At 38.3% G+C, this 14,650-nt stretch carries 17 protein-coding genes; 7 read left to right on the top strand and 10 right to left on the bottom strand.

The window, feature by feature from the left end; genetic code table 11:
- Positions 1-42: 42 nt before the first annotated feature.
- Positions 43-1,617 (bottom strand): ribosomal protection-like ABC-F family protein, encoded by a 1,575-nt coding sequence (abc-f, locus tag ABDZ63_RS11505; RefSeq protein ID WP_343783665.1) that lies wholly within the window; start codon positions 1,615-1,617, stop codon positions 43-45.
- A 556-nt stretch (positions 1,618-2,173) separates the two neighbouring features.
- On the opposite strand from abc-f, the gene ABDZ63_RS11500 reads away from it, so the two are divergent.
- Positions 2,174-3,151 (top strand): M28 family peptidase, encoded by a 978-nt coding sequence (locus ABDZ63_RS11500; protein ID WP_343783664.1) that lies wholly within the window; start codon positions 2,174-2,176, stop codon positions 3,149-3,151.
- A gap of 47 nt (positions 3,152-3,198) precedes the next feature.
- Here ABDZ63_RS11500 and ABDZ63_RS11495 read toward each other — a convergent pair whose 3' ends face one another.
- The 3 genes from ABDZ63_RS11495 to ABDZ63_RS11485 form a co-directional block, all read right to left on the bottom strand.
- A complete protein-coding gene (locus ABDZ63_RS11495; RefSeq protein ID WP_343783663.1) occupies positions 3,199-3,771 on the bottom strand; it encodes a hypothetical protein in 573 nt (190 codons plus the stop codon).
- 100 nt (positions 3,772-3,871) lie between these two features.
- Complete coding sequence (locus ABDZ63_RS11490) at positions 3,872-4,351, bottom strand: PaaI family thioesterase (protein WP_343783662.1); 480 nt, start codon at positions 4,349-4,351, stop codon at positions 3,872-3,874.
- A gap of 104 nt (positions 4,352-4,455) precedes the next feature.
- The gene (locus ABDZ63_RS11485; RefSeq protein WP_343783789.1) at positions 4,456-5,628 is read right to left on the bottom strand and encodes a pyridoxal phosphate-dependent aminotransferase; all 1,173 of its coding nucleotides are present in this window, start codon (positions 5,626-5,628) and stop codon (positions 4,456-4,458) included.
- Positions 5,629-5,732: 104 nt separating this feature from the next.
- On the opposite strand from ABDZ63_RS11485, the gene ABDZ63_RS11480 reads away from it, so the two are divergent.
- Positions 5,733-6,506, top strand: coding sequence for a carbon-nitrogen family hydrolase (locus ABDZ63_RS11480; protein WP_343783661.1), 774 nt, complete (start codon positions 5,733-5,735; stop codon positions 6,504-6,506).
- 87 nt (positions 6,507-6,593) lie between these two features.
- On the opposite strand, the gene ABDZ63_RS11475 is transcribed toward ABDZ63_RS11480, so the two are convergent.
- Entirely contained in the window at positions 6,594-6,752 is a 159-nt protein-coding gene (locus ABDZ63_RS11475; protein ID WP_343783660.1) for a hypothetical protein, read from the bottom strand.
- A gap of 570 nt (positions 6,753-7,322) precedes the next feature.
- Here ABDZ63_RS11475 and ABDZ63_RS11470 point away from each other — a divergent pair.
- Positions 7,323-7,598 carry a hypothetical protein gene (locus ABDZ63_RS11470; protein WP_343783659.1) on the top strand — a complete coding sequence of 92 codons (276 nt, stop codon included), beginning with the start codon at positions 7,323-7,325 and terminating at the stop codon, positions 7,596-7,598.
- Positions 7,599-7,703: 105 nt separating this feature from the next.
- Complete coding sequence (locus tag ABDZ63_RS11465) at positions 7,704-8,210, top strand: spore coat protein (protein ID WP_343783658.1); 507 nt, start codon at positions 7,704-7,706, stop codon at positions 8,208-8,210.
- Between the two features lie 103 nt (positions 8,211-8,313).
- On the opposite strand, the gene ABDZ63_RS11460 is transcribed toward ABDZ63_RS11465, so the two are convergent.
- Positions 8,314-8,844 carry a chromate transporter gene (locus tag ABDZ63_RS11460; RefSeq protein ID WP_343783787.1) on the bottom strand — a complete coding sequence of 177 codons (531 nt, stop codon included), beginning with the start codon at positions 8,842-8,844 and terminating at the stop codon, positions 8,314-8,316.
- Positions 8,844-9,416: a chromate transporter gene (locus ABDZ63_RS11455; RefSeq protein WP_343783785.1), complete on the bottom strand. Its 573-nt coding sequence runs from the start codon at positions 9,414-9,416 to the stop codon at positions 8,844-8,846. The genes ABDZ63_RS11460 and ABDZ63_RS11455 overlap by 1 nt, the downstream gene beginning before the upstream one ends.
- Positions 9,417-9,552: 136 nt before the next feature.
- On the opposite strand from ABDZ63_RS11455, the gene ABDZ63_RS11450 reads away from it, so the two are divergent.
- A complete protein-coding gene (locus ABDZ63_RS11450) occupies positions 9,553-10,002 on the top strand; it encodes an Lrp/AsnC family transcriptional regulator (RefSeq protein ID WP_343783783.1) in 450 nt (149 codons plus the stop codon).
- A gap of 104 nt (positions 10,003-10,106) precedes the next feature.
- Here the strand turns inward: ABDZ63_RS11450 and ABDZ63_RS11445 are convergent, their stop codons facing one another.
- Positions 10,107-11,720, bottom strand: coding sequence for a gamma-glutamyltransferase family protein (locus ABDZ63_RS11445; protein ID WP_343783657.1), 1,614 nt, complete (start codon positions 11,718-11,720; stop codon positions 10,107-10,109).
- A 156-nt stretch (positions 11,721-11,876) separates the two neighbouring features.
- Complete coding sequence (locus tag ABDZ63_RS11440; RefSeq protein WP_343783656.1) at positions 11,877-12,104, bottom strand: hypothetical protein; 228 nt, start codon at positions 12,102-12,104, stop codon at positions 11,877-11,879.
- Between the two features lie 561 nt (positions 12,105-12,665).
- Here ABDZ63_RS11440 and ABDZ63_RS11435 point away from each other — a divergent pair.
- Positions 12,666-12,848 carry a hypothetical protein gene (locus tag ABDZ63_RS11435; protein ID WP_343783655.1) on the top strand — a complete coding sequence of 61 codons (183 nt, stop codon included), beginning with the start codon at positions 12,666-12,668 and terminating at the stop codon, positions 12,846-12,848.
- Between the two features lie 33 nt (positions 12,849-12,881).
- Here the strand turns inward: ABDZ63_RS11435 and ABDZ63_RS11430 are convergent, their stop codons facing one another.
- On the bottom strand, positions 12,882-13,610 hold the full coding sequence (locus tag ABDZ63_RS11430; protein WP_343783654.1) for a MerR family transcriptional regulator: 729 nt from the start codon (positions 13,608-13,610) through the stop codon (positions 12,882-12,884).
- Positions 13,611-14,095: 485 nt separating this feature from the next.
- Between ABDZ63_RS11430 and ABDZ63_RS11425 the strand changes: the two genes are divergently transcribed.
- A complete protein-coding gene (locus ABDZ63_RS11425) occupies positions 14,096-14,593 on the top strand; it encodes a GNAT family N-acetyltransferase (RefSeq protein ID WP_343783653.1) in 498 nt (165 codons plus the stop codon).
- Positions 14,594-14,650: the final 57 nt, after the last annotated feature.

The following is a 14,650-nucleotide window of genomic DNA, read 5'->3' as shown; positions in this document are numbered from 1 at the left end:
CCACCACCTTTACTCTATTGTAATTAATTGTCGTGCTTACTGCTAGTTCATTTTCTTCAATGCTTGTTTCCGCTTAATTAACTGATCAAATTCTTTCTCGAGCTCTTCTGACGGGGTTAAGCTTAATTTACCTAATACTTCTGAAATTTGGTTTTCAATCACTAATAACTCTTGCTCAAGGTTATTGACTGCGCTCGCATGTGGCACAGAATTTTGCCATTCATCTAAACTACCTTCAAACAAATGAACTTGTTGATTTTCTATAATAAGTAGTTTCTTAGCAAGTCGATTAACAAAGCTCCGGTCATGTGAGACGAAAATTAACGTTCCTGGGTACTCCAGTAGCAACCCTTCTAATGCTTCTAGCGCTTCTATATCTAAGAAGTTCGTTGGCTCATCTAACACTAATGTATTAACATCACTTACAAAAATTTTAGCTAATGCGACTTTTACACGCTCACCACCACTTAAAACGCCGACTTTTTTATAAACTTTTTCACGCCTAAACCCTAATCGAGCTAGGATCGTTCGCATTAGGGTTTCATCTTGAATCGAGGTTTCGCGAACATTATCTATAATCGTTTTTTCACTTCGTAAAGTCTTGAGTTGTTGATCGAAATAACCAATTTTTAATTGAGGCGAGTGTTTTACTTCTTCTCGTTGTTCCATTATATTTTTAATCAGTGTGCTTTTGCCCGATCCATTCTCACCAATGATCGCGATTCGCTCACCAAATTTTATATAAAATGTTGTCGGGTAAAATAACGCCTTATCCCCTGCTTTACCTTCCAAGTCTTCACAACGAATTAACGTTTTCGAACCTAATTCTTCAGTATTTGGCAATTGCATTTCAATCGGTGGTAGTTCTTTAATTTTTTCAACTGGGTCAAGTTGTTCAAGGCGTGTTTTTAACGCTTTTGCACCTTTATTGAGCTTCTTCTGCTTTTTGGCAAAGTATGGCTTAGCTCCTGTGATTTTGGCTTCTGATGCTGAGACGTTTTTAGGCTTTTTTGTTGCGCGGGCAGCTTTTGCCTCTTTTTGTTCAATTGCTTGTTCTAAATGCTGCTTCTGTTCCAAGTATTTTTCGTATTCTTTTTCATGGTGCTGTTTTTCGACTAGCTTCTGCCTTTCGTAATCGTCATAGTTCCCTTGATACTCATTAACGGCTTTACCGTCAATTTCCCAAATTTGATTACACAATCGATTTAAAAATGTACGGTCATGAGAGACAATCACCATAGGCTTTTTATACGCTTTCAATTGTCGTTCAAGCTCTTCAATCCGCCAGTAATCTAGATGAGTCGTTGGTTCGTCTAATAAGATGAGATCACTCTCTCTTGCAAATAAGTCCTTTAACCACTCTTGAGTTAATTCCCCTCCACTCATACCTTGTTGTGCTGGTTTAATTTGTGGCAAAAGTTCTACTTGGCTATAGCGTTTAATAGACCCCTTTGTTGGTTCAAGGTCTCCATTAATTAAACTTAGTAATGTTGATTTTCCAGAACCATTCTTTCCTACCAACCCAATGCAGTCACCCTCTTGAATGGTTAAGTCTTTTACTTGAAACAACATATGGCTACTAATTTCATATTCAACTTCATAAATACGACATAACATATAACCTACTCCTTTCGTTTCGGAGCAAAAAAAGCCCCTACCTCAATCTCATGAGGATAGGAGCTAAGAAAAATTACCGTTCAAAATTAAAATGAACAAGTAAGACCACCACTCCTATCCTACAACTAACCAAAAGCATGCAAAATAAACTCTCTTAATGAGAGCATAAACGACATACTTTTCCGTTCGTGTGTAAAATAGGAGTTTACTTCATTAGCCTACAGTTCACTTCCTTTATTCGTTTGTGTTCACTTTATATGATGTTGATTGAAACGTCAAGACAGTTCATTACAACCCATTATTTCATACTAATACTTTGGTCTACTCGAAAAATGCCGAAAACCCCCTAAGCTAGGGTATAAGCAAATTCTAACAAGTATATATAATCTATTACTCTATTAACAATAAGGAGTTATGCACTATTTACAAGAGTAGGGTACACAGATGAAAATAGAATTAAGATTAAATTCTGAATATTTATTCAAATTTAACCTTTACCTACTTCTAAGACACAGACCTCAAAAGTTTATTATTTAACGAAAGTGAGGAGAAGTCTATGAAACGTTCTTTGTTTTATTTGTTAATCTTAATCTTAGTTTTTACAATGGTACCTCTATCAGGTTATGCAGATGATACCGGTAACCCTGGGGATCATGCTTTTGACAACCGGGTTATAAAACAAATTGATATCGACCGAATTTACGAGCATGTTTCTTATTTATCTGAAACGATTGGTCCAAGAGTTGCTGGAACTGATGCTGAATTAGAAACGGTGGATTATTTAGTTGAGGAATTTGAAAGTTATGGTTATGAAGATGTAGAAATCCAACCTTTTGATACATTAGGATTCACATCTTACAACGTCATTGCGACTAAAGAGCCAAACAATCGTAACCAAGATAGTGGGCAAAAGTTAATCGTAGGGGCACACCATGATTCTGTTCCAGGTTCACCTGGTGCCAATGATAACGCTTCTGGAACTGGTGCTTTATTAGAATTAGCTCGCGTCATGGCTAATGCTCCTGTAGATACAGAAATTCAATTTATTGCTTTTGGAGCTGAGGAGCGAGGCTTAGTTGGTTCTCGTTATTATGCGGAGAACATGAGTGAAGATGAGGTTGAAAGTACTGTAGGCATGTTCCAGTTAGATATGATTGGAAGTGCTGATGCTGGTGATTTAACCATGTTCACAGTTGATGGTAATCAAAATACCGTAACTGATTTAGCCGCTTCAGCTGGTGCTAGAGTGTCTCATAATGACATACCGCCATTTAGCATGCTTGGTCGTAGTGACCACGTGCCATTTTATGAAAGGGGAATTCCAGCAGCCCTATTCATTCATACACCATTAGAGCCATGGTACCACTCGCCAGAAGACACAATTGAAAAGATTAGCACTGAGAAATTAGAAGATGTAACGAAAATTGTAGGTGCAGCTGTTTATCATGCTGCTAGGCCTTCTACACCTGCACTAGAGCGTTCAGAAATCGCTCCAGAACCAGTTGATTACTATTATGAAGACCCAGAACTTTAATAAAAGTAAAAGCTGTCCTACCGTTAAATAGGACAGCTTTTACTTGTTCATGTTTTTGAAATTGCGCGATCACGAGATTTAATTAAAATCTGAACAAGCCAGTATGCACCTATAGCAATGACTATATCGATAAGAAAGATGTAAAAATAATTAAACCCTTCCCCTAAATAAGTAAGCCCAATCATCGTTTCTAATGGGGCGAATAATAACGCGAAAAAAGCACTTAATAATATCACGTAGATATAGAAGTTTTTCCCTCGGTTGGTACAATACTGATACAATAACATAAAAGCAACAGGTAAGGCTGAGGCAACCATTGAAAAGGCGTAAGGTAACAACGGTGTAGTAAAATAAACGGTTACAAACAAGGTTTCTGATTCTAAGTAGTTACTTGAATAATTCCAAAGCATATGAACTGAAAGACCATAAAATAAAATTTCAAATATTCTAGTGCGATCAATAGCAAAATACAAAATAATTAATGGAAGAATTACTAAAAATAGATTGACCCAAAATTGCCAAGTATCGAATGAAGAAAATTGATGCCAATAAGTTTCTATTTGTTCATGTAGCTGCTCTGTTAACTCCATTATCTGATTGAAGTGCTCTTGTTGCGCCACTAAAGTTACCTCCGAAAATGTATTAATAAGTCTTCCTTAATTTTGGCTAAGTACTATAATTTTTATACATTTTTCGTTCAGTTACATTCGTTCATATAAACTACGACGAGCCAAACCCTTCAGGCATGACAGCTGCAACGACAAGCCCTTTAGCGACAAGATCTTCATGAGCATACACTTCTGTATGTACATTAAACTTTTTCGAGTGGACTTCTTCAACTTGTCCAATTGTAAGTAATTCAACGTTCTGAGGCGTTGGCTTTAAGTATTTCACTTCCAATGAAGCTGTTACGAAACGAGGTGGTTCTATACTATCTTCTGGCTCGTTGCCCTGTTTGCGGTGCAAGGCTAAAGAAGCTGAACCTGTCCCATGACAGTCAATGAGTGATGCTAATAAGCCACCATAAACAAAACCTGGAATAGCTGTATGCTCTGGTTCTGGCTTATAAATGGTTAACGTTTCATCACCACTCCATCCTGTTCTAAACCCATGACCTAATTGATTATTACGACCACATCCAAAACAATGGGCTAAATCTTCTGGATAGTAATCCTGAATCGCATACTTAATAGGCGTCATTACCCTCATCCTCTCCTTATTTTGTGAGTTTTTACTTTCTTAATGCCTCGTACCATTTCTGAACTTGACTTTCATTTTCATGGTTAATGGTGGGGTTTCCCCATTTAAAATACACCTAGCTGACCAATTCGCTTCATCGCCTCTTCTAATCGCTCTGGCTCATCGAGTAATCCAATACGGACATAACCTTCACCTGTTTCACCAAATCCACTACCTGGTGCGACAACAACATGCGCCTCACGTAACAAAAGCTCAGCAAATTGCTCTGAGGAATATCCTTCAGGCACTTTAAACCAAGCAAAGAATGTTCCTTTAGGTGCGGTGACTTCCCAACCAATAGATTTTGCTGCTTTAACTAATGCATCTCGCCTTGTCTCATATGTAGTCACCAACTCATCCACCGCAGACTGATCTCCTAATAATGCTTCAGCTGCCGCTTCTTGTACTGCACCAAACAAACTAACGTACAAGTGGTCTTGAATGACGTTCAAGCTTTCAATGACAGAATGATTACCGACTGCAAAGCCAACTCGCCACCCAGCCATATTATAAGTTTTCGATAACGTATAGGTTTCAATACCGACTTCTTTCGCTCCTTCAGATTCGAGAAAGCTTGTCGGCTTTTGACCATCAAAGCCAATCGCCCCATAGGCAAAATCATGCACGACACAAATATTGCGCCTTTTCGCTACTTCAACTGTCTCATCAAAGAATTCACGCGTAGCTGTTGCTGAGGTTGGGTTATTCGGATAATTTAAAAACATTAATTTCGCCAAATCAAGCGCTTCCTCACTCATCTCATCATAGTTTGGTAGAAAGTGATTCTTTTCTAAAAGTGGAAAAAAGCTCGGTTTAGCGTTTGCTAAAGCAATGCCGGATAAATAATCAGGGTAGCCTGGGTCAGGTAGCAGTGCTGTATCGCCAGGATTTAAGTAGCACTGACTAATTTCAACTAATCCTGTCTTCGTCCCAAAAAGAACCGCGACTTCTGTTTCTTGATCGAGTGTAACACCATATTCACGCTCATAAAATGTTGCGACGGCTTCTTTTAAAAATGAAAACCCCCGAAACGGCGAGTACTTATGATGGATAGGGTTTCCTGCGGCATTTTGCAAAGCTTTAACAACATTGTCCGGAGTTGGTTGATCTGGATTGCCTTGACCTAAATTTATGACATCATGTCCTTCACGCTTTAATGCCTGTGTTTTACCGACAAGACTAGCAAAAAACTGCTCGGGTAACCGCTTTAGTAATTCAGATTGTTCAAAATGTACGATTGAGATTACCTCCTTCATCTTTCAACTCATTACTTTGAAGATTATATGCTTTTTCTGCTTTTGTAAAGACTGAAAATTTAAACAGATTAACTGGAGGTGCTTCTATGAAGGTAGCACTGTTACAAATGGATTTAACTTCTGGTGAGCCTGAATTAAACAAAGAAAAGATTAACAATAAATTAAATAAACTCACAAAAGACATTGATGTTGTTGTTCTACCTGAGTTGTGGAACACGTGCTACGAATTAATCCAGCTAGATGACATCGCTGATTATGAAGGCTGGGACTCTCATGCCTATTTAAGTCATCTAGCTCGTAAACACTCAGTCACGATCATTGGTGGTTCTGTTGCTAAAATTGGAAATTCTGGATTCACCAACACCATGTACGTCTATGATGAGAATGGCCTATTACTCAAAGAATATAGTAAAGCTCATCCATTCCCCTTAATGAAGGAGCAAAAGTATTTTATTGCAGGAGAAGGTGATGGACTGTTTGAAGTACATGGGATTCCAAGTGCCGGGTTGATTGGGTATGACTTACTGTTTCCTGAATGGGTCAGGTCGCACGCCATTCACGGTGCGAAAGTGGTTTACTTAGTGGCACAGTGGCCAGAAGAAAGGATCGGCCATTGGCGTACATTAATTCAAGCGCGAGCAATTGAAAACCAATGCTATATCGTGGCGTGTAATCGCGTTGGAAGTGACATTAACTATAGGTTTGGTGGGCTTTCGATCGTTGTTGATCCAATAGGGGAGATTTTAATGGAAGGCGATGATGAAGAAGATATCTTAACTGTGGAGCTTGAGATCAATCAGGTCGATCAAATACGGAACTTTATGCCGATGTTTCAATATTTAAGATCTGACTTATATTAAAAAATGAGCCGGCAAGTGTGGTGTGCACTTACCGGCTTAGTCGTTTCATCTATTTGAATAGCATGAAAAATTATATATCTAACTCGATTAGCGGTGTACTAGATCCATTTCAGCTTCGGCTTGAACTGGTTCTAGGCGTAGATCTGATTTCTTCTTCTTGATACGCGTCATAATGCTGTCCACGAAATAAACTGTCGCTAAAAAGAAAAACACAATCGTTGAAACAAGAATTAAAGATGTTGTCATAACCATCTACCCCTTCCCAGAAAATTTTACTGTTTAACAGTATTTCCTTCTATATAGTACCACATTTACTCCTAATTTCAAGTTATAAACATCATTCTTTTAAAAACTTTTAAATGCTGTCAAATGCTTTTTATTCCTCCAAATTTATATTCAACCTAACAAATGCGCTCCCTACAGCATTGGTAGCGTTTACACAAACTAAATACCCCGCAACATCTTATTTTTTAAAATTTAATAAGTCCATTTTCCTTAGCTTGACTCACTGTTTGAGGTCGCTTTTAGCCTATCACCATCACACACTAGCTAAGAGCAATTTTAAAGGATTAACTATGTACACTAACAGAGCGTTATTAAGTGATATTTAATTCATCTTTACAGTTGCCTAATTTTAGAAAAGGGCTTAGGTTTTGCAAAGTTTATTAGCATTCATAGGATTGATGCCCCTCCACTTCTCTAAAGAACCTCATAAAGTAGGGGTGAGAGGTAGGTTTATAGTTTTAAAAATAATGAGATAGAACAACCTTCCTACCAATAGGCTTTTTTATAAATATAGCAGTGGAGGTGAATACCATGAGTGATGGTGCGAATGATAACAACCAGAATAACCAAAACAACGAAGAAACGAACCAACCTCAAGATCAACAAAACAATGATATTTCTAATGATTTACAAGTTGTATCTAATAAGGTCATTGACTTATTAGTGGATACGACCTTAAAGAAACACAATGTTGATCTTCAAAACACTCAAGTAGATGACACGACTAAACAGCAATTAAAAGAGCTAGTAGAAGGATTACAAAAGTCTGTCGATTCTCTAAAAAACAATCAAAACAATAATGATTAATTCTACTAAGCCTATATGTTAATAAAATAATTGATTGGCCTTTCCTAGCAAGTCACTTTTTTCATATGTAAGTAATGTAAGGATTGATAGAGGAGGGAAAATAGAATGCCAAGAAGAACACCTCAATTCTCACAACAAAGAGCACCAGTTGTTTATAACACCGGAAGACAAAATCGTCTTTCATGTGGTGGACCAAAGAGATGGAATGCTTTAGATCCATCATCTTGTCATCCATTAGATTCAGATGATACACAAGATGCAACACAAACTATTAAAACGAGTCAACAATCTTATGAATCTATTGTTGTTAGAGATTCATGTGACGTTGAAGTGACGACAACTAGCACACAAGCAGCAGTTAACGTTCAAATTGGATTACAAGCAGCCATTGCGCTAATCATTAGTATTTCAGTAGCTGATAGTGATCGTGCTGATGAGCTAACACAAGAATTAAATGAGAAGATTAAAACGACTCAAATTAATCGTCAGCAAACTTATATCGAGAACTCTCGCGGAGTCAATGTAACGACGACTGACACAGATGTTGCTGTTAACGCTCAAATCCTATTGCAAGTATTACTTGCGCTCGTAGCTCGTTTAAATATCCTTTAATACTACGTAGATAGGATAAAGTTATAACGTTCTGATCAATCACAAGAACCCAACCATTTATGACATTCACTTAAATGGTTGGGTTTTTATTTTAAATCGACTGTCACGCTAAGAAAATTGCTCCATAAGTTAGTGCCCCGACAATGACATAGGCAGGATGAATATTCCACCTTTCTAATGCGAGAAAACTTAATACGATCAGTATAATCGTTTGGACGAGTCCTGCTGCTTCATATGACGTTTGGAAAAATTGATAAGCTAACACACCTAATAATATGGCAATCGCTGGGCGGATCAGCGCTGTCATTCGCTTAACTTTTGGTGAATTTTTATATTTAACGAGTAATTTTAAAAGCACAATCATCGCGACTAAAGATGGAATAACTGTCGCTGAAATCGCAACCGTTGCACCAAGAACACCACCAACTTCATAGCCAATATAACCTGCCATTTTCGTCGCAATCGGTCCTGGTAACGCATTCCCTAAAGCTAACACTTCAGCAAATTCTTGTGTCGTCATCCAGCTAAAACGCTGGACAACTTCATACTCAATTAATGGAATTGAAGCTGGACCACCACCATAGCCGACGATACCCGGAATTAAAAAAGCAATGAATAAATGCCAGTACTCAATCATGCTGCCTCACCCTCCTTCTTGTTATTAGAAGGTGATTTTTTCAATAATGCGTATATAATAAGCGCTCCTATTAATATTGCTGGATGCAAACCGAGTAATTCAAACGCAATTAAACTGACAACACTTAAAGCAATTGCGACTTTCCATCCGAGGTCTTTTTTAGAGTGGCGTAAAAAATTAAATGTCAGCATAAATAACATCACACCAACGACTGGCGCAATCGCACTCGTCATCCCTTGAACAATTGGTGCCTCCCGGTAATTTATTAACACACTTATAAGTGCAATCATAATGACGACAGTCGGCAAAACACTTGCTGCTAAAGCCGTTACAAGGCCTGTCTTCCCACCTACTTGGTAGCCAATGTAACCGGCCATTTTCGTCATAATCGGCCCTGGAAGTGTATTAGCAATCGCTAATATGTCTGAGAACTCCTCATCATCCATCCAGCCATAGGTTTCAACGACTTCTTTATGAACTAATGGGATCGTCGCAGGGCCACCTCCGTAACCAAGCATGCCAGTACGAAAGAAGCTAATAAAAATATCTTTCTGTAAAGGAAAATCCAAAGTTGTCACCCTTTCTGTCTCCCCCACGCTTCATAATCGTTTCAATTTCATTAAATTTTCGACATAAAATATGACAATCTGCCTACTTTCTTTTATAATGAAATCAGTAATCAAATCTGATAAGCGTGGTGTCTTGATGAAATTAACGGATACAGATTTTAAGATTTTAAATATTTTAAGTGAGCATGGACGTATGTCCTATGTTGACCTTGCTAAAGAATTGGGTTTATCACGTGTTGCCGTACGTGACCGGATCAATCAAATGCAAGAAGCTGGAATTATTGAGAAATTCAGTGTTGTTATCAACTCTGAACAAGTCGGTAAAGGCGTATCAGCTTTTTTCAATGTTGATTGTGAGCCGAACTCACTTATATACGTTGCCGAAAAGTTGGCCGAGCATCCTAGTGTAGCAAGCTGTTACCAAATGACGGGTCCAAGCACTTTACATACACACGTGCTAGTAGAAGACTTCCATGCATTAGAAAAGTTTATCAATGAAGAGCTGTATGCTTTAGAAGGCATTACGCGTGTGGAAAGCCACATCTTACTACGCCGCTTCAAAAGTCGAACAGGGCTTAAACTTTAAAAATCAGGCTTTAATGTCAGCCTGATTTTTATGTTTTTGGCTGATGATGGTAGATTAAGGTTTCTAACAATCGAATACCCAATCTCAAGCTCTACAATCCATCCTTACCAAGCTGAAACTTCGCCATCCGTACGAGATTCAGTACCACCACAAAGTACTCCTGTTTCTGGATCGCGCCAAATAATTTGTCCACGCCCGAATTCGTTCGGGTAAAGAGTACGCTGAATATGATGTCCTTTTCGCTGAAGCGCTTGTGCAATATGATCAGGAAATGAAGGCTCTACTTTAACAACTTTATCTTTCACCCACTGCCACCTTGGTGCATCAAGTGCCGCCTGTGGATTTAAATGAAAGTCAACTGTATTCATAACAACTTGCGCATGACCTTGTGGCTGCATGAAACCACCCATCACACCAAACGGGCCAACTGGCTGATCACCTTTCGATAAAAATCCAGGAATAATCGTGTGATACGTCTGTTTACCTGGCTTCAACACATTCGTATGGTTTTCATCAAACGAGAACGTAGACCCGCGATTTTGCATCGCAATACCCGTACCAGGCACAACTACACCGGAACCGAAGCCCATGTAATTACTTTGGATGAATGAGACCATGTTACCTTCACCATCAGCAGTTGATAAGTAAACTGTACCACCACGTGGCGGCTCACCAACCTCTGGCTGTAATGCTTCATCATTAATTAAAGCACGGCGCTTTTTGGCATACTGATCTGATAATAGATCATCGACAGTCACATTCATATGTTCCTCTTGTGTGATAAACTCTAAACCGTCTGTAAAAGCAAGCTTCATAGCCTCGATTTGCTTATGATATGTATCAACACTTTCTTTTTCATTAAATTCATAGCCTTTAAGCATGTTTAATGCCATAAGCGTAATTAAACCTTGAGAATTAGGTGGGATCTCCCACACATCATAACCTCGGTAATTCACTTTAATCGGATCAACCCACTCCGGCTTGTATCCTGCTAAATCTTCCTTCGTTAAATAACCATCATGCTTTTTGAAAAAGGCGTCAATTTCATCCGCTAATTGCCCACGATAGAAAGATTCTGCTTTCGACTCGGCAATTTCACGTAGGGTTCGAGCATGATCTTTTGACTTCCAGATTTCACCGACTTCCGGTGACTTGCCATCCGGTGCGAAAGTGTTGAACCAGTTTTGAAAAATGTCATCTTTAAACGTTTCATTAAACTTGTTGTACGCCGCTTTCCAGTGGAATGCTAACGTTGGAGACAGTGGATAACCTTCTTCAGCATATTCAATCGCGGGAGCTAAGACATCTGTTAATGCTAGTTTTCCAAAACGTTCAGATAACTCTACCCAAGCAGCAGGTGTCCCTGGTACCGTTACTGGCACCTTGCCAAACATCGGCATCTCTTCATATCCTTCTTTTTTCAATTTGTCTACCGAGATCTTTTGCGGTGCATAGCCGCTCGCATTTAGTCCATGAATTTTCCCATCAACCCATACAAGCGCAAACGCATCAGAACCAATTCCGTTTGATGTAGGCTCTAACACTGTTAAAGCAGCCGCCGTCGCAATCGCAGCATCGATTGCATTACCTCCTTGTTTCATAATATCTAAACCAGCCTGCGCCGCTAGTGGCTGAGATGTCGCCACCATACCTTTTCTCCCATATACCACATTACGACGCGAAGCATATGGATAGTTTAATGCATCATAACTTACCATTTTGTTCCCTTCCCCCTTCATTTTCTATACAATTATTAAACATTTTTATTAATATTATCACAATTAGTAAATATAATCGACCACCTTTATACAAAAATTCATACAAATCTTAATTTTCCACCCATAAAAAAGAATCCTTATCTGGAAGGATTCACATTAGAGATTCATATTGTCCGTACCTAATATAAAAGGTAGCAACCCAATTACAGCCCCTATAACAATTACAATCGTGCCAAAAAATCGTAAAGACAACTTGTCATTATAAGGGACTCCTGTTTTAAGGAAGTAATCCAAAACAGACGGTGCTTTACCCGTAAAGATTAACACACCTAAATACATAAAAAATAATCCAATAAACATAACGATATAAGCTTGATATGGCATAAGGTCTCCTCCCTCATTCTTATATTACCATAATTATTCAAGGATATTTGCGTGAACGCTGTTAAATTCAAGCGAGCGCTGACAAATTCGGGCGAGCGCCGTTAAATTCAAGCGAGCACTGTTAAATTCGGGCGAGCGCTGATAAATTCAGGAGAACGCCGTTAAATCCATACGAGCGCTGATATATCGCTCCGAACGCTGATAACCGCACGCTCCATAAAAAACCACAGAACGTATTCTGTGGAATAAATTGATCATCTTAGTTATGTTCTTTACATTCGGTATTACAGTAAGTCATGCCACCTTGTGAAATTCTACATTTCGAACACAACAACTTGTAGCAAGACCTGCACTTACTCACTGCTCGTGAATTGCAGAAGCGGCACTGATCCATACGCATCCCCCTAAGAAAATTATCGTACTGGTTAATTTCTAATTATTCTATGAAAAACCCTTGTCGACTAGGATAGGAGATTTTGAGAGAGATTGTAGAAAAATGTCTTGTATCTCACATTCGTTTATGGTAATTTTTTTACAAAAGTTGTGAAATTAGGAGGATGTATGTACTTAGATTCAATTTTAGTTCTATCAGCCATGTTTCTCACACCCATTTTAGCGATTCTTTTCAGCTTCAACTTAATCGCGATCATTAAAAAAACGCAACGTAATGAAAAGACGACCGAAAATACGTTTTGGGTCATCTTTTCATTCAGTTTATTGATGTGGATTATAGCCCTTACATAATAAGGGAGTTTAAGCTTAATCAGCTACGCTCTCTTACTTATTCCTCTCACCAAACTCAACCATCGCCTCACTCATAAACTGAGCTAGACCATCACCGAATTGGTCGATATTTTTCGTGAATCGTTCATCTTGAACGTACATCATACCAAGCTCTTGGAACATTTCTGGTGTGTAAGTTGTGAAATTGTTGTTTAAAAAGTCGTACCATTCATTAATCACAGACTGTGCTTCTTCTGACTTTGGATCACCATGGCGTAGTTCAGCCAACTTATGATAAATGTCATTCATTCGCTCTTGATCTGTTTCAGTGAACCCCTTTGCATTTTTCTTTGCCTCATCAACCTTAGCATCACCCCAGCGTTCACGGGCTTCTTCCTCATACGGGTTATCACTAAAGTCAAAACCTTTAAACTTGTCTTGATTAGCCATTTCCACCCCTCCTTCCTTCGCTTGAATGGTTTGGTCAAGCGTTTGTAGCATAGCATCCATTTTCTCTCTTTTTTCCATCAACATTTTTCGGTGCAATTGCAAGGCTTCTAGTTGGTCGTACTCTGGACTGTGGATTACTTCTTTAATCTTTTTAAGTGGAAACCCAATTTCTTTAAAAAATAATATTTGCTGCAGCAATGTTAAATCATCATCTGAATACGTGCGGTAGCCGGATTCTTGATCTTTATTTGGTGTTAATAATCCAATCTCATCATAATGATGCAGTGTGCGCACACTGATTCCAACGAGTTTTGCGACTTCATTTACCTTCATATGACCAACCTCCTTACATCTCAACTATAAGCTCTCACGTAACGTAAAAGTCAACAGGTGAATTCAGACGAATGCTTAATTAATTAGGCGTTCGCCTGAAAATTAATAATTTCGCCCGATTATTTTGATTTTCTATTAAATTTTATGAATTTCACTCGATTCCATATTAATCAAGCGAAAGGTCTTCACAAGCTTTATACATTCTCGTGGATAAATACTCATATCATGTGAATATCTTTTGGAAAACTGAACAATTCCTGTGGATAGAGTTGTACTTGTCGTTCAAATTTTGTGGATAAATGCTTTTACTGTCTTATATAGTCCACATTCCGCCTTATTTATGCACAATTTCATGTTAATAACATAGACTTATTCACATTCGAACTATGAATATTGTTATTAAGCCATATTAATGCAATTTTAAGAGGATATTAGATTTTTTTATTGAATAAGTAAACAAGTACATAATGTTAGGCGGGCTCCTCATGATTATTAGAGAAGTTAAATCAGCAGATTCAGAGAAATTATCTACACTCATTCAGCAGGTAGACCAAAGTTCAGATTACATGCTTTGGGAACCGGGTGAAAGAAACATTAGCCCTGAAAACCAATTAAAGATGATCGAAAATATAGAAACCCAAGAAAACTCTACTATTCTTGTATCAGAAGATAATGACCATTTAGTAGGTTACATACTAGCTTTGGGTGGAAAAGCGAGAAGAAATAGACATTCAGCTTACCTAGTGGTTGGAATATTGAAGGAATACAGAGGACAAGGAATTGGGAGAAAGCTTTTAAGCGCAATAAATCAATGGGCGACTGAGCACAACATTCATAGGTTAGAACTAAGTGCAGTCGGAAGAAATAAAGCCGGCTTGTCATTGTATAAAAAGATGGGCTTTGAAATTGAAGGAACGAAAAGAGATTCATTGCTCATTGATGGAGAGTTTGTTGATGAATACTATATGTCAAAGCTCTTGTAAGCTAGTCTTGAAGGTTTGCTAAATAATATAGAAAGGTGTGATGGCTTATGACAAATC

It is taken from the genome of Alkalibacillus silvisoli, from assembly GCF_039521975.1.
Lineage (GTDB): Bacteria > Bacillota > Bacilli > Bacillales > Alkalibacillaceae > Alkalibacillus > Alkalibacillus silvisoli.
The sequence above is the reverse complement of the archived record's forward strand: the minus strand, read 5'-3'. Positions and strand labels throughout refer to the sequence as shown.